We start from the raw sequence: 15,978 nt of genomic DNA, 5'->3' as shown, positions 1-15,978 counted from the left end.
GGTTTCTATGACTTCTCTGTATTTAGCTTCCGGTTCTCCGCGTCGTCAGGAGTTACTTGCGCAACTTGGCGTGACCTTTGAACGTATTGTTACGGGCATTGAGGAGCAGCGTCAGCCGCAGGAGAGCGCGCAGCAATATGTTGTGCGTCTGGCGCGCGAGAAAGCACAGGCGGGTGTCACGCACACGGCGCAGGATCTCCCGGTGCTGGGTGCGGATACTATCGTTATCCTGAATGGAGAAGTGCTGGAGAAACCGCGCGACGCAGAACATGCGGCGCAGATGTTGCGCAAATTATCGGGCCAGACCCATCAGGTGATGACGGCTGTGGCGTTGGCCGACAGTCAGCACATTCTCGATTGCCTGGTGGTCACCGATGTGACGTTCAGAACGTTAACAGACGAAGACATCGCGGGCTATGTCGCCAGCGGAGAATCGTTAGATAAAGCAGGTGCATACGGTATTCAGGGGTTGGGTGGCTGTTTTGTCAGGAAGATAAATGGCAGCTATCACGCCGTAGTCGGCTTACCGCTGGTTGAAACGTATGAATTATTAAGTAATTTTAACGCACTGCGTGAGAAAAGGGATAAACATGACGGCTGAATTGTTGGTAAACGTAACGCCTTCGGAAACGCGAGTGGCGTATATTGATGGCGGTATTCTGCAGGAAATTCATATTGAACGTGAGGCGCGACGCGGAATAGTAGGCAATATCTACAAGGGTCGTGTAAGTCGTGTACTTCCGGGTATGCAGGCGGCTTTTGTAGATATTGGGCTGGATAAAGCCGCGTTTCTTCATGCATCCGACATCATGCCGCATACTGAGTGTGTGGCGGGTGAAGAGCAAAAGCAATTCACGGTGCGCGACATCTCGGAACTGGTCCGTCAGGGGCAAGATCTGATGGTGCAGGTGGTGAAAGATCCGCTTGGTACTAAAGGTGCGCGCCTGACCACCGATATCACTCTGCCATCTCGCTATCTGGTTTTTATGCCAGGTGCTTCTCATGTTGGGGTTTCCCAACGTATCGAAAGCGAATCCGAACGTGAGCGCCTGAAAAAAGTGGTCGCGGAGTATTGCGACGAGCAGGGCGGGTTTATCATCCGTACTGCAGCGGAAGGTGTTGGTGAGGCTGAACTGGCCTCCGATGCCGCTTATCTGAAACGTGTCTGGACCAAAGTCATGGAGCGTAAAAAGCGCCCGCAGACCCGTTATCAGCTATACGGCGAACTGGCGTTGGCGCAGCGTGTTCTGCGTGATTTCGCCGACGCCGAGCTGGACCGCATTCGCGTTGACTCGCGCCTGACTTACGAAGCATTGCTGGAGTTTACCTCGGAGTACATTCCCGAGATGACCAGCAAGCTGGAGCATTACACAGGCCGCCAGCCGATTTTCGATCTCTTTGATGTTGAAAACGAAATCCAGCGGGCGCTGGAACGCAAAGTTGAACTAAAATCCGGTGGCTATCTGATTATCGACCAGACCGAAGCGATGACCACCGTGGACATCAATACCGGGGCGTTTGTCGGTCATCGCAATCTGGACGACACCATCTTCAATACCAATATTGAAGCGACGCAGGCTATTGCTCGCCAGTTACGGTTGCGTAACCTGGGCGGGATCATCATTATTGATTTCATCGACATGAATAATGAAGATCACCGTCGCCGCGTGTTGCATTCGCTGGAGCAGGCGTTGAGCAAAGACCGGGTGAAAACCAGCGTTAATGGTTTTTCGGCGCTGGGGCTGGTGGAGATGACGCGTAAACGCACTCGCGAAAGCATTGAGCACGTACTATGTAACGAATGCCCAACCTGTCACGGTCGCGGAACGGTGAAAACCGTGGAAACGGTATGCTATGAAATCATGCGCGAGATTGTTCGTGTACACCATGCTTACGATTCCGACCGTTTCCTGGTCTATGCTTCTCCGGCAGTAGCCGAAGCCTTGAAAGGCGAAGAGTCACACTCGCTGGCGGAAGTGGAAATTTTCGTTGGCAAACAGGTTAAAGTACAAATTGAACCGCTCTATAACCAGGAGCAGTTTGACGTCGTAATGATGTAAACAGATGCTGGGCCGCCATCCGGCAAAGGGTTTTTGAGTCACATTTTTAGCAGACAAGGAGTGACGGGTGAGGCGATTGCCGGGGATTTTACTGCTTACTGGAGCCGCGCTCGTTGTGATCGCTGCCCTGCTGGTTAGCGGCCTGCGTATTGCTTTACCGCATCTTGACGCCTGGCGTCCGGAAATCCTCAACAAAATAGAATCCGCGACTGGCATGCCGGTTGAAGCCAGTCAGCTCTCAGCCAGCTGGCAGAATTTTGGCCCGACGCTTGAAGCGCACGACATCCGTGCAGAACTAAAAGATGGCGGCGAATTTTCGGTTAAACGCGTTACTCTGGCGCTGGATGTCTGGCAAAGCCTGTTACATATGCGCTGGCAGTTTCGTGATCTCACTTTCTGGCAGCTGCGCTTTCGCACCAACACTCCTATCACCAGCGGTGGTGGTAATGATAGCCTGGAAGCCAGTCACATCAGCGATCTGTTTCTTCGTCAATTCGACCATTTCGATCTCCGCGACAGTGAAGTCAGTTTCCTGACGCCATCCGGTCAGCGCGCCGAGCTGGCGATCCCACAACTCACCTGGCTGAACGATCCACGTCGACACCGTGCGGAAGGCCTGGTAAGCCTCTCCAGCCTTACCGGACAGCACGGCGTGATGCAGGTGCGCATGGATTTGCGCGATGATGAGGGGTTGTTAAGCAATGGTCGCGTCTGGCTCCAGGCGGATGACATCGACCTGAAGCCGTGGCTCGGTAAATGGATGCAGGACAATATTGCGCTGGAAACGGCACAGTTCTCCCTTGAAGGCTGGATGACGATCGACAAAGGCGATGTAACCGGCGGTGACGTCTGGCTGAAACAGGGCGGTGCCAGCTGGTTGGGCGAGAAGCAAACGCATACGCTGTCGGTGGATAATCTGACCGCGCATATTACGCGTGAAAACCCGGGCTGGCAGTTCTCTATTCCCGACACACGGATCACGATGGACGGCAAACCCTGGCCGAGCGGAGCATTGACGCTGGCCTGGATACCGGAACAGAACGTTGGCGGCAAAGACAATAAACGCAGTGACGAACTCCGGATTCGCGCCAGTAATCTGGAGCTGGCAGGCCTGGAGGGCGTACGCCCGCTGGCCGCGAAACTTTCACCTGCACTTGGTGATGTTTGGCGCTCCACACAACCGAGCGGCAAGATAAACACGCTGGCGCTGGATATCCCGCTTCAGGCGGCAGACAAGACCCGTTTTCAGGCATCGTGGAGCGATCTGGCCTGGAAGCAATGGAAATTATTACCGGGTGCGGAACACTTCTCCGGGACGCTTTCCGGCAGCGTAGAAAATGGTTTGCTTACCGCGTCGATGAAGCAGGCAAAGATGCCTTACGAAACGGTATTCCGTGCGCCACTGGAAATCGCCGACGGCCAGGCTACGATAAGCTGGCTGAACAATGACAAAGGTTTCCAGCTGGATGGGCGTAATATTGACGTTAAAGCTAAAGCCGTCCATGCGCGCGGCGGTTTTCGTTACCTGCAACCTGCTAACGATGAACCCTGGCTGGGTATTCTGGCTGGCATCAGTACCGATGATGGTTCACAAGCCTGGCGCTATTTCCCGGAAAACCTGATGGGTAAAGACCTGGTTGATTACTTAAGTGGCGCGATTCAGGGCGGTGAAGCGGATAACGCGACGCTGGTTTATGGTGGCAATCCGCAACTCTTCCCCTATAAACACAACGAAGGTCAGTTTGAAGTGCTGGTGCCGCTACGCAACGCGAAGTTTGCCTTCCAGCCGGACTGGCCTGCATTAACTAACCTTGATATTGAACTGGATTTTATTAACGACGGTTTATGGATGAAAACCGATGGCGTTAATCTGGGCGGCGTGCGCGCGAGTAATCTCACCGCAGTGATCCCTGACTACTCAAAAGAAAAACTGCTGATTGACGCTGACATTAAAGGTCCGGGTAAAGCCGTTGGCCCTTACTTTGATGAGACACCGCTGAAAGATTCCCTGGGTGCGACCCTGCAAGAACTCCAGCTCGACGGCGATGTGAATGCTCGCTTACATCTTGATATCCCGCTGAACGGCGAGTTGGTAACCGCGAAAGGGGAAGTGACGCTGCGTAATAACAGTCTGTTTATCAAACCACTCGACAGCACCCTGAAAAATTTGAGCGGTAAATTCAGCTTTATCAATGGCGATCTGCAAAGTGAACCACTGACAGCAAGCTGGTTTAATCAGCCGTTGAACGTGGATTTCTCCACCAAAGAAGGGGCAAAAGCCTACCAGGTCGCGTTGAATCTCAACGGTAACTGGCAACCAGCGAAAACCGGCGTTCTGCCTGCAGCGGTGAACGAAGCATTAAGTGGCAGCGTGGCGTGGGATGGTAAAGTGGGCATTGAGCTGCCTTATCAAGCTGGCGCGACGTATAACGTAGAGCTAAACGGCGATTTGAAGAATGTGAGCAGTCACTTACCTTCACCGTTAGCCAAACCTGCGGGTGAACCACTGCCGGTAAACGTTAAGGTTGATGGCAATCTCAACAGTTTTGATTTAACCGGACAGGCTGGTGCGGATAACCATTTCAATAGCCGCTGGTTGCTTGGTCAAAAGCTGACGCTCGATCGTGCTATTTGGGCGGCAGACAGTAAAACGCTCCCGCCGTTGCCGGAACAAAGTGGCGTTGAACTCAATATGCCGCCGATGAATGGTGCCGAGTGGCTGGCCCTGTTCCAGAAAGGTGCGGCGGAGAGTGTCGGTGGTGCAGCGAGTTTCCCACAACACATAACGTTACGTACGCCTATGTTGTCGCTGGGAAATCAGCAATGGAATAACCTGAGTATTGTTTCGCAACCGACGGCAAATGGCACCCAGGTTGAGGCGCAAGGGCGTGAAATCAACGCCACGCTGGCGATGCGTAATAACGCGCCGTGGCTGGCGAATATCAAATATCTTTATTACAACCCGAGCGAGGCGAAAACTCGTGGTGATTCAACGCCGTCATCACCTTTCCCGACAACGGAGCGCATTAACTTCCGTGGCTGGCCGGACGCACAAATACGATGCGCAGAGTGCTGGTTCTGGGGGCAAAAATTCGGTCGTATTGACAGTGATCTCACCATTTCTGGCGATACATTAACGCTGACCAATGGACTGATTGATACCGGTTTCTCGCGGCTCACTGCCGATGGTGAATGGGTTAATAATCCGGGGAATGAACGTACCTCGCTGAAAGGAAAACTGCGCGGGCAGAAAATTGATGCCGCCGCAGAATTTTTTGGTGTCACGACGCCCATACGCCAGTCGTCATTTAATGTGGATTACGATTTACACTGGCGTAAAGCACCGTGGCAGCCAGATGAGGCGACGTTGAATGGCATCATTCATACTCAACTGGGTAAAGGCGAAATTACCGAAATCAATACCGGACATGCCGGGCAATTGCTGCGCTTATTGAGCGTAGATGCCCTGATGCGTAAGCTGCGTTTTGATTTCAGAGACACTTTTGGCGAAGGGTTCTATTTTGACTCCATTCGCAGCACCGCGTGGATTAAAGACGGCGTTATGCACACCGACGACACGCTGGTGGATGGCCTGGAGGCGGATATCGCCATGAAAGGGTCGGTAAATCTGGTACGTCGCGACCTGAATATGGAAGCGGTTGTCGCACCAGAGATTTCTGCGACGGTGGGCGTGGCTGCGGCTTTTGCGGTTAACCCCATTGTTGGAGCGGCAGTATTTGCAGCCAGTAAAGTGCTGGGGCCGCTGTGGAGCAAAGTCTCCATTTTGCGCTATCACATTTCGGGTCCGCTGGACGATCCGCAAATCAACGAAGTGTTGCGCCAACCGCGTAAAGAAAAAGCGCAATGATTTGACGAGGGCGCGTAATTGCCCCAATCTCATATGATAATCGTTGCCAAAGGCCAACGAGCCGGAACATAACCGTAGGCCGGATAGGGCGTTCACGCCGCATCCGGCAGCCGTAAAAAATCCTCTACTGCAGTAACTAACGAGTAGCAAAAACGATGAGTCTGAACCTGGTAAGTGAACAATTGCTAGCGGCGAACGGCCTGAAACATCAGGACTTGTTCGCGATCCTCGGTCAACTGGCCGAACGTCGCCTTGATTATGGCGATCTCTATTTTCAGTCGAGCTATCACGAATCCTGGGTTTTAGAAGACCGCATTATTAAAGATGGTTCTTACAACATCGATCAGGGTGTTGGTGTGCGTGCAATCAGCGGTGAAAAAACCGGATTTGCTTACGCAGACCAAATCAGCCTGCTGGCGCTGGAACAGAGTGCACAAGCGGCGCGCACCATCGTCCGTGATAGTGGTGATGGCAAAGTACAGACGCTGGGCGCGGTAGAGCATAGCCCGTTATATACCTCGGTAGATCCGCTGCAAAGCATGAGCCGTGAAGAGAAGCTGGATATCCTGCGTCGCGTCGATAAGGTTGCCCGCGAAGCGGACAAGCGCGTACAGGAAGTGACTGCCAGCCTCAGTGGTGTCTATGAATTAATTCTGGTTGCGGCCACCGACGGCACACTAGCGGCGGATGTTCGTCCGCTGGTGCGTCTTTCCGTGAGCGTTCTGGTCGAAGAAGATGGCAAACGCGAACGCGGTGCCAGTGGCGGCGGCGGTCGTTTTGGTTATGAGTTCTTCCTTGCCGATCTCGACGGTGAAGTCCGTGCGGACGCATGGGCGAAAGAAGCGGTGCGTATGGCGCTGATCAATCTTTCAGCCGTAGCAGCGCCTGCGGGCACCATGCCGGTGGTTCTGGGCGCAGGTTGGCCGGGCGTACTGTTACATGAGGCGGTGGGTCACGGTCTGGAAGGCGACTTCAACCGCCGTGGTACTTCGGTCTTTAGTGGTCAGGTCGGGGAGCTGGTGGCTTCTGAACTGTGTACCGTGGTTGATGACGGCACGATGGTCGATCGCCGTGGTTCGGTGGCGATTGATGACGAAGGTACGCCAGGACAGTACAACGTGCTGATTGAGAATGGCATCCTGAAAGGCTACATGCAGGATAAACTCAACGCGCGTTTGATGGGGATGACGCCGACTGGCAACGGTCGCCGTGAATCCTACGCTCATCTGCCGATGCCGCGTATGACCAATACCTATATGCTGCCGGGTAAATCGACCCCGCAGGAAATTATTGAATCCGTTGAGTACGGTATCTATGCACCGAACTTTGGTGGCGGTCAGGTGGATATCACCTCCGGCAAATTCGTTTTCTCCACCTCAGAAGCGTATCTGATTGAAAACGGTAAAGTAACTAAACCGGTGAAAGGCGCAACGTTGATTGGTTCCGGTATCGAAACCATGCAGCAGATTTCGATGGTGGGCAACGACCTGAAACTGGATAACGGCGTGGGTGTCTGCGGTAAAGAAGGGCAAAGTTTACCGGTTGGCGTGGGTCAGCCAACGCTGAAAGTTGATAACCTGACTGTTGGCGGTACCGCGTAATAATTTCAGTATTTTCAGAAGGATAATTAATCCTTCTCCGTGTACGAACGGTCCCCTTGCCCCTCTGTGGAGAAGGTTAGGGGAACCCGTTGGCACAGGTTTGTACAACGTAACAGTACAATATGAATTACTTCTCTTTCCCGCGCCCGTGCATTTCCTGAAACAATTTACCGACCTCAACAAAATAATCCGTCAGTGAGTTGATCACGACCTGTACCTTCAGCGGCAGCTTATCTTTTTCGGTATACAACGCATAAACCGGGCGTGGATCTGACTGGTAACGCGGCAGCAGGATCTCGAGTTCCCCGCGATTAATCTCGTTGATCACCCACATCAGCGGCACGTAGGCGATCCCAGCGCCTGCAGTCAGCCAGCGCACCAGCGTCATCGGATCATTAGTCACAAATCTCCCTTGCGGGATCAGGCGAGTCGAGATCCCTTCCGGTGCGATCAGTTCAAATTCATTGTCGGGCCGCACGCTGTATTCAAGCCATGAATGGCTACTTAAATCGGCGGGTTTTTCCGGTATGCCGTATTGTGTGAGATAGCTTTTTGCGGCGCACACCACCATTGGCATCGCGCCCAGACGGCGGGAAAACAGGCTGGAATCTTGCAACGCGCCGACGCGGATCACCACATCCAGACCGTCGGCAATCAGGTCGGGGGCAGGAATTCCGGTAACCAGATTAACGCTCAAACCTGGGTATTCTTTCAGCATTTTGGCTGTTAGCCCGGCGAGAACATTTTGTGCCATAGTTGAAGAACAGCCAATGCGCAGCGTCCCGATGGGGGTGTTATTGAAGGCATACAGTTGCTCATGAACATCCTGCACTTCATGAAGCATCCGACGGCAGCCCTGGTAGTAAATTCTACCGGCTTCGGTCAGGCCAATGCTGCGTGTGCTACGGTTTAACAGCTTTACCTGCAACTCATCTTCCAGTTTTGACACCGTCTGACTGATGGACGAAACGCTCATCTGTAGCTGTCTGGCGGCGGCGGTAAAAGAGCCAAATTCAACTACTTTGGCAAACACCGACATGCGTTTTAGTCGTTCCATTATTCACTCTGACTTAAAAGTGATTTAGATCACATAATATAGATAACAGCATAACAGTTACGTTAATATATTAAATATCAATCTACAGCAATGTTGCTCTCGCCCGGCTTTCCATGCCTTTCTCTGCGGCGACAGATGCTGAAAATAATAACGCCTGCTCTCTCTATACAACCAAGGTCAACATGAGTCTGTTTCCCGTTATCGTGGTGTTTGGGCTGTCCTTCCCACCGATATTTTTCGAATTGCTTTTATCACTGGCGATTTTCTGGCTGGTGCGCCGGGTACTTGTGCCAACAGGTATCTACGACTTTGTCTGGCATCCGGCGTTGTTCAACACCGCGCTCTATTGCTGCTTGTTTTATTTGATATCGCGACTGTTCGTTTGAGGTTGAAGTGAAAACACTAATAAGAAAATTCTCCCGTACGGCCATCACGGTCGTATTAGTCATTCTGGCCTTCATCGCAATTTTTAATGCCTGGGTCTATTACACCGAATCCCCGTGGACGCGTGACGCGCGCTTTAGCGCTGACGTCGTTGCGATCGCGCCGGACGTTTCTGGACTCATTACCCAGGTGAATGTTCATGATAACCAGCTGGTGAAAAAAGGACAGGTACTGTTCACCATCGACCAGCCGCGTTATCAAAAGGCGCTTGAGGAAGCGCAAGCCGATGTTGCTTATTATCAGGTACTGGCACAGGAGAAACGCCAGGAGGCCGGACGTCGTAACCGTCTCGGTGTGCAGGCGATGTCTCGCGAAGAGATCGATCAGGCCAACAACGTACTACAAACGGTTCTGCATCAGTTAGCGAAAGCGCAGGCGACCCGCGATCTGGCAAAACTGGATCTTGAACGCACGGTGATCCGCGCGCCAGCAGATGGCTGGGTGACCAACCTCAACGTCTATACCGGTGAGTTTATTACCCGTGGATCAACGGCGGTTGCGCTGGTGAAACAGAACTCCTTCTATGTACTGGCCTATATGGAAGAAACTAAGCTGGAAGGGGTGCGCCCTGGGTATCGTGCAGAGATCACGCCGCTTGGCAGTAACAAAGTGCTGAAAGGGACTGTTGATAGTGTTGCCGCTGGGGTCACCAACGCCAGCAGCACGCGTGACGACAAAGGGATGGCGACCATCGACTCTAACCTTGAATGGGTGCGTTTGGCGCAACGTGTTCCGGTTCGTATTCGTCTCGACAACCAGCAAGAGAACATCTGGCCTGCGGGCACCACTGCTACAGTGGTGGTCACTGGCAAACAAGATCGCGACGAAAGCCAGGATTCGTTCTTCCGTAAAATGGCCCATCGCCTGCGTGAGTTTGGTTAATCACGATGGGTATTTTCTCCATTGCTAACCAACATATTCGCTTTGCGGTAAAACTGGCGACCGCCATTGTACTGGCGCTGTTTGTTGGCTTTCACTTCCAGCTGGAAACGCCACGCTGGGCGGTACTGACAGCGGCGATTGTTGCCGCCGGTCCGGCCTTTGCTGCGGGAGGTGAACCGTATTCTGGCGCTATTCGCTATCGTGGCTTTTTGCGCATCATCGGCACATTTATTGGCTGTATTGCCGGACTGGTGATCATCATTGCGATGATCCGCGCACCATTATTGATGATTCTGGTGTGCTGTATCTGGGCCGGTTTTTGTACCTGGATATCCTCGCTGGTACGAATAGAAAACTCGTATGCGTGGGGGCTGGCCGGTTATACCGCGCTGATCATTGTGATCACCATTCAGCCGGAACCATTGCTTACGCCGCAGTTTGCCGTCGAACGTTGTAGCGAGATCGTTATCGGTATTGTGTGTGCAATTATGGCGGATTTGCTCTTTTCTCCGCGATCGATCAAACAAGAAGTGGATCGAGAGCTGGAAAGTTTGCTGGTTGCGCAATATCAATTAATGCAACTCTGTATCAAGCATGGCGATGGTGAAGTTGTCGATAAAGCCTGGGGCGATCTGGTGCGACGCACCACGGCGTTACAAGGTATGCGCAGCAACCTGAATATGGAATCTTCCCGCTGGGCGCGGGCCAATCGACGTTTAAAAGCGATCAATACGCTATCGCTGACGCTGATTACCCAATCCTGCGAAACTTATCTTATTCAGAATACGCGCCCGGAATTGATCACTGATACTTTCCGCGAATTTTTTGACATGCCGGTAGAAACCGCGCAGGACGTCCACAAGCAGCTCAAACGCCTGCGGAGAGTTATCGCCTGGACCGGGGAACGGGAAACGCCTGTCACCATTTATAGCTGGGTCGCGGCGGCAACGCGTTATCAGCTTCTCAAGCGCGGCGTTATCAGTAACACAAAAATCAACGCTACTGAAGAAGAGATCCTGCAAGGCGAACCGGAAGTCAAAGTAGAGTCAGCCGAACGTCATCATGCGATGGTTAACTTCTGGCGAACCACACTTTCCTGCATTCTGGGGACGCTTTTCTGGCTGTGGACGGGCTGGACTTCCGGCAGTGGTGCAATGGTGATGATTGCGGTAGTGACGTCACTGGCAATGCGTTTGCCGAATCCACGCATGGTGGCGATCGACTTTATTTATGGGACGCTGGCGGCGCTGCCGTTAGGGCTACTCTACTTTTTGGTGATTATCCCTAATACCCAACAAAGCATGTTATTGCTGTGTATTAGCCTGGCAGTGCTGGGATTCTTCCTTGGCATTGAAGTACAGAAACGGCGATTGGGCTCGATGGGGGCGCTGGCCAGCACCATAAACATTATCGTGCTGGATAACCCGATGACTTTCCATTTCAGTCAGTTTCTCGACAGCGCATTAGGGCAAATCGTCGGCTGTGTGCTCGCGTTCACCGTTATTTTGCTGGTGCGGGATAAATCGCGCGACAGGACTGGACGTGTACTGCTTAATCAGTTTGTTTCTGCCGCTGTTTCCGCGATGACTACCAATGTGGCACGTCGTAAAGAGAATCACCTCCCGGCACTTTATCAGCAGCTGTTTTTGCTGATGAATAAGTTCCCAGGGGATTTGCCGAAATTTCGCCTGGCACTGACGATGATTATCGCGCACCAGCGCCTGCGTGATGCGCCGATCCCGGTTAACGAGGATTTATCGGCGTTTCACCGGCAAATGCGCCGCACAGCAGACCATGTGATATCTGCCCGTAGCGATGATAAACGTCGTCGGTACTTTGGCCAGTTGCTGGAAGAACTGGAAATCTACCAGGAAAAGCTACGCATCTGGCAAGCGCCACCGCAGGTGACGGAACCAGTACATCGGCTTACGGGTATGCTCCATAAGTATCAACATGCGTTGACCGATAGTTAAGTCAAAACCGACGCCAAAAGCGTCGGTTTTTTCATGGCTATACTTAGCAATGAACGGCAGAACTCGCCGCGAAACGTGACGGTGGCAACAGATGAATATTTATACCTTTGATTTTGATGAGATTGAGAGTCAGGAGGATTTTTATCGCGACTTTAGCCAAACCTTTGGTCTGGCAAAAGATAAAGTACGCGATCTCGACTCTCTATGGGATGTGTTAATGAACGATGTCCTGCCGCTACCACTTGAGATTGAATTTGTTCATCTGGGAGAGAAAACGCGTCGGCGTTTTGGCGCATTAATATTGCTGTTTGATGAGGCAGAGGAAGAGCTGGAAGGGCATTTGCGTTTTAATGTTCGTCATTAGCGCAAAAAAAAGCCCCCGAACCGGGGGCAATATCGTCGGACAAGACGATGAGGGTTTATTTGTACAGTTCAGCCGTAGCGTGCCAGGTGTCACCGCTACGAGCTTCAGTAATCTGGTAGGCCGTTGCGCCTTTCTCTTCCGCTTTTTTGTTCAGCATTTCACGCATATCCATTGGCGAAGACGCCACACCACTTACGGATACGGTCCCGATTGCTTCACGATTTTGTGCTTGTGCAGCATCAATGGAGTCGGCAGCGAATGCACCGAAAGAGAGAACAGAAAGTACGCTTAATGCAGCAACAGTGGTTTTGATTTTCATGATTTTTACCTCGACATAATCTTTTAGCTGGGCCTTTGTTTCGTGACCCATATCACAAAATCAAGTATACACTAATTATTGAACTAATTAATACCACGCTAACTGTTTCAGTTGATACTAAGTGTTAAAAGTGTGAGTTTTAATAACAAAAAAGAATTAAAAACACGGTTATTTATTATTAATTCTATTATTTTCAATTAGATAATGAATTTTGCATAATGTGCTTTTTTTAACTCATGTATTCATTATGTGAATGATATGTCGCGCTAAAACGCACTATTCGTTAAATTAATCGTAGAAGAAAGCAGGGGGATGAGAGGGAAAAGCAACATTTTCCCCGCCGCCAGAAGCGACGGGGCAGAGATTAAAGCTCCTGGTCGAACAGCTCTAAAATCGCTTCGTACAGGTCTTTGACGGTGAAACCGTTAGCAGGGGTAGTAAAGATGGTGTCATCGCCAGCGATGGTGCCCAGAATACCTTCTGCTTTGCCCAGTGAGTCCAGCAGGCGAGCAATTAACTGCGCCGCGCCAGGGCTGGTATGAATCACGACAACTGCATCGTTGTAGTCTATATCCAGCACCAGATTCTTCAATGGACTGGAGGTGGTTGGTACACCCAGTTCAGCTGGCAGGCAGTAAACCATTTCCATTTTGGCATTGCGTGTACGTACAGCACCAAACTTGGTCAACATCCGCGAGACTTTAGACTGATTAATATTGTCAAAGCCTTGCTCCTGCAACGCGGCGACGATTTCGCCCTGGGAGCTAAATTTCTCTTCTTTAAGTAATGCTTTAAATGCTTTAACTAGTTCTTCTTGCTTAGCCGAGCTTCGCATAAGTCACCCGATATGGTGGTTGATACAACATTATTGTGCATACAGATGAATTTTTATGCAAACAGTCAGCCCTGAAGATGACTGAAATAATGTTATGAAAGAGCGGGATTTTATCAAATTTCGTTATTGAGAAACATGCCTGCGTCACGGCATGCAAATTCTGCTTAAAAGTAAATTAATTGTTATCAAATTGATGTTGTTTTGGCTGAACGGTAGGGTATATTGTCACCACCTGTTGGAATGTTGCGCTAATGCATAAGCGACTGTTAATTACGTAAGTTAGGTTCCTGATTACGGCAATTAAATGCATAAACGCTAAACTTGCGTGACTACACATTCTTGAGATGTGGTCATTGTAAACGGCAATTTTGTGGATTAAGGTCGCGGCAGCGGAGCAACATATCTTAGTTTATCAATATAATAAGGAGTTTAGGATGAAAGTCGCAGTCCTCGGCGCTGCTGGCGGTATTGGCCAGGCGCTTGCACTACTGTTAAAAACCCAACTGCCTTCAGGTTCAGAACTCTCTCTGTATGATATCGCTCCAGTGACTCCCGGTGTGGCTGTCGATCTGAGCCATATCCCTACTGCTGTGAAAATCAAAGGTTTTTCTGGTGAAGATGCGACTCCGGCGCTGGAAGGCGCAGATGTCGTTCTTATCTCTGCAGGTGTAGCGCGTAAACCGGGTATGGATCGTTCCGACCTGTTTAACGTTAACGCCGGCATCGTGAAAAATCTGGTACAGCAAGTTGCGAAAACCTGCCCAAAAGCGTGCATTGGTATTATCACTAACCCGGTTAACACCACAGTTGCGATTGCTGCTGAAGTGCTGAAAAAAGCCGGTGTTTATGACAAAAACAAACTGTTCGGCGTTACCACGCTGGATATCATTCGTTCCAACACCTTTGTTGCGGAACTGAAAGGCAAACAGCCGGGCGAAGTTGAAGTGCCGGTAATTGGCGGTCACTCTGGTGTTACCATTCTGCCGCTGCTGTCACAGGTTCCTGGCGTTAGCTTTACCGAGCAGGAAGTGGCTGAACTGACCAAACGTATCCAGAACGCGGGTACTGAGGTGGTTGAAGCGAAAGCCGGTGGCGGGTCTGCAACCCTGTCTATGGGCCAGGCAGCCGCACGTTTTGGTCTGTCTCTGGTTCGCGCACTACAGGGCGAACAAGGCGTTGTCGAATGTGCCTACGTTGAAGGCGACGGTCAGTACGCACGTTTCTTCTCTCAACCGCTGCTGCTGGGTAAAAACGGCGTGGAAGAGCGTAAATCTATCGGCACCCTGAGCGCATTTGAACAGAACGCGCTGGAAGGTATGCTGGATACGCTGAAGAAAGATATCGCCCTGGGCGAAGAGTTCGTTAATAAGTAATTGATTAGCGGATAATAAAAAACCGGAGCACAGACTCCGGTTTTTTGTTTTGAGCGCACGACTTAATTGGTTGCCGGATATTCCTGAATGGTGACCTGCAGCGTTAACTGCTTATCATCACGCATCACTACAACCGGGATCACCGAGCCAGGGCGAATTTCCGCCACCTGATCCATCGTCTCCAGAGCAGAGATGGCCGGTTTGTTATCCACCGAAATAATCAAATCATTGACCTGAATACCCGCATTCGCCGCCGGGCCGTCAGGTGACACTTCATTAACCACGATCCCTTGCAGTTGATCTATGCCACCGCCCTGCGCATGCAGTGGTGCGATCTCACGTCCGCCGATACCAATGTAGCCGCGGATCACGCGACCATCGCGGATCAGCTTATCCATAATTTTGGTTGCTAACTGGAAAGGAATCGCAAAGCCGATACCTTCCGGCGTTTCGCCATCGTTACTCTTATCAAACGACAGCGTGTTAATGCCCATCAGTTCGCCCAGCGAGTTCACCAGTGCGCCGCCAGAGTTACCGTGGTTAATGGAAGCATCGGTTTGCAGGAAGTTTTGCCGCCCGGTCGGGTTCAGACCAATTCGACCCGTGGCACTAATAATCCCCTGGGTAATGGTCTGTCCGAGGTTGTACGGGTTACCGATCGCCAGTACCACGTCACCAATGTGCGGTACGCGACGTGCATTGATTGGAATGGTAGGTAAACCGCCAGTGGCATTAATTTTAAGTACCGCCAGATCGGTTAGAGAGTCAGATCCCACCAGCAATGCTTCAAATACACGTCCATCTTGTAAGGCGACGATGATCTGATCGGCGTCGTTGATGACGTGTTTATTGGTGATGATATAACCGCGTTGATCCATGATTACACCGGATCCCAGGGTGCGGATCTCAAGCTGGTTGTGAGAGTTGGTGTTCAAACCACGGTTGTAAACGTTAACCACCGCTGGCGCGGCGCGGCGAACCGCCAGATTATAGCTGGCAGGCGTCTCATCGGTACTGTCAAATTGCGGAGTGGAAAGCGGGTTAAGGCTGCGCAGCGAAGGCATGGCAACCAGCAGAATAGCGCCGACAATTAATCCAATCGCAACGGAACGTAAGAGCTTCACAAACATGATGGAGGCGTCATTAAAAAAGGGAACGGCAGCAGCATACCACGAGTTAACCGGACATCACACGTCAGCCTG

13 protein-coding genes are annotated in these 15,978 nt (G+C 51.4%); 9 read left to right on the top strand and 4 right to left on the bottom strand.

Annotation, left to right across the window (positions count from 1 at the left end):
- Nucleotides 1-7: 7 nt before the first annotated feature.
- The 4 genes from yhdE (at nucleotide 8) to tldD (ending at nucleotide 7,529) form a co-directional block, all read left to right on the top strand.
- A complete protein-coding gene (yhdE, locus tag BGE37_RS02540; protein WP_105287734.1) occupies nucleotides 8-601 on the top strand; it encodes a nucleoside triphosphate pyrophosphatase YhdE in 594 nt (197 codons plus the stop codon).
- Nucleotides 591-2,060 carry a ribonuclease G gene (gene rng, locus BGE37_RS02535; protein WP_000123197.1) on the top strand — a complete coding sequence of 490 codons (1,470 nt, stop codon included), beginning with the start codon at nucleotides 591-593 and terminating at the stop codon, nucleotides 2,058-2,060. The genes yhdE and rng overlap by 11 nt, the downstream gene beginning before the upstream one ends.
- Nucleotides 2,061-2,127: 67 nt before the next feature.
- Nucleotides 2,128-5,928, top strand: a complete 3,801-nt coding sequence (gene yhdP, locus BGE37_RS02530; RefSeq protein ID WP_105287733.1) for an AsmA2 domain-containing protein YhdP — start codon at nucleotides 2,128-2,130, stop codon at nucleotides 5,926-5,928.
- 155 nt (nucleotides 5,929-6,083) lie between these two features.
- Nucleotides 6,084-7,529 carry a metalloprotease TldD gene (tldD, locus tag BGE37_RS02525; protein WP_105287732.1) on the top strand — a complete coding sequence of 482 codons (1,446 nt, stop codon included), beginning with the start codon at nucleotides 6,084-6,086 and terminating at the stop codon, nucleotides 7,527-7,529.
- Nucleotides 7,530-7,656: 127 nt separating this feature from the next.
- Here tldD and aaeR read toward each other — a convergent pair whose 3' ends face one another.
- Entirely contained in the window at nucleotides 7,657-8,586 is a 930-nt protein-coding gene (gene aaeR, locus BGE37_RS02520) for an HTH-type transcriptional activator AaeR (protein WP_000440317.1), read from the bottom strand.
- A 182-nt stretch (nucleotides 8,587-8,768) separates the two neighbouring features.
- Here aaeR and aaeX point away from each other — a divergent pair, with 182 nt between their 5' ends.
- From aaeX to BGE37_RS02500, 4 genes are all read left to right on the top strand, one after another.
- Nucleotides 8,769-8,972: a p-hydroxybenzoic acid efflux pump operon protein AaeX gene (aaeX, locus tag BGE37_RS02515; RefSeq protein ID WP_000051841.1), complete on the top strand. Its 204-nt coding sequence runs from the start codon at nucleotides 8,769-8,771 to the stop codon at nucleotides 8,970-8,972.
- A 7-nt stretch (nucleotides 8,973-8,979) separates the two neighbouring features.
- Nucleotides 8,980-9,912: a p-hydroxybenzoic acid efflux pump subunit AaeA gene (gene aaeA / locus BGE37_RS02510; protein WP_000854033.1), complete on the top strand. Its 933-nt coding sequence runs from the start codon at nucleotides 8,980-8,982 to the stop codon at nucleotides 9,910-9,912.
- 5 nt (nucleotides 9,913-9,917) lie between these two features.
- Nucleotides 9,918-11,885 (top strand): p-hydroxybenzoic acid efflux pump subunit AaeB, encoded by a 1,968-nt coding sequence (gene aaeB / locus BGE37_RS02505; protein WP_105287731.1) that lies wholly within the window; start codon nucleotides 9,918-9,920, stop codon nucleotides 11,883-11,885.
- A gap of 91 nt (nucleotides 11,886-11,976) precedes the next feature.
- Complete coding sequence (locus BGE37_RS02500) at nucleotides 11,977-12,249, top strand: barstar family protein (RefSeq protein ID WP_001029013.1); 273 nt, start codon at nucleotides 11,977-11,979, stop codon at nucleotides 12,247-12,249.
- Nucleotides 12,250-12,304: 55 nt separating this feature from the next.
- Here BGE37_RS02500 and yhcN read toward each other — a convergent pair whose 3' ends face one another.
- Both yhcN and argR read right to left on the bottom strand, forming a co-directional pair.
- The gene (gene yhcN / locus BGE37_RS02495; RefSeq protein ID WP_000695690.1) at nucleotides 12,305-12,568 is read right to left on the bottom strand and encodes a peroxide/acid stress response protein YhcN; all 264 of its coding nucleotides are present in this window, start codon (nucleotides 12,566-12,568) and stop codon (nucleotides 12,305-12,307) included.
- A 364-nt stretch (nucleotides 12,569-12,932) separates the two neighbouring features.
- Nucleotides 12,933-13,403, bottom strand: a complete 471-nt coding sequence (gene argR, locus BGE37_RS02490; RefSeq protein ID WP_001257846.1) for a transcriptional regulator ArgR — start codon at nucleotides 13,401-13,403, stop codon at nucleotides 12,933-12,935.
- Between the two features lie 434 nt (nucleotides 13,404-13,837).
- Between argR and mdh the strand changes: the two genes are divergently transcribed.
- Nucleotides 13,838-14,776 (top strand): malate dehydrogenase, encoded by a 939-nt coding sequence (mdh, locus tag BGE37_RS02485; RefSeq protein WP_001352905.1) that lies wholly within the window; start codon nucleotides 13,838-13,840, stop codon nucleotides 14,774-14,776.
- 62 nt (nucleotides 14,777-14,838) lie between these two features.
- Here mdh and degS read toward each other — a convergent pair whose 3' ends face one another.
- Entirely contained in the window at nucleotides 14,839-15,906 is a 1,068-nt protein-coding gene (gene degS / locus BGE37_RS02480; RefSeq protein ID WP_000497723.1) for an outer membrane-stress sensor serine endopeptidase DegS, read from the bottom strand.
- Nucleotides 15,907-15,978: the final 72 nt, after the last annotated feature.

The sequence above is a fragment of the Escherichia sp. MOD1-EC6300 genome, assembly GCF_002965045.1.
Taxonomy (GTDB): Bacteria; Pseudomonadota; Gammaproteobacteria; order Enterobacterales; family Enterobacteriaceae; genus Escherichia; species Escherichia coli_F.
The sequence above is the reverse complement of the archived record's forward strand: the minus strand, read 5'-3'. Positions and strand labels throughout refer to the sequence as shown.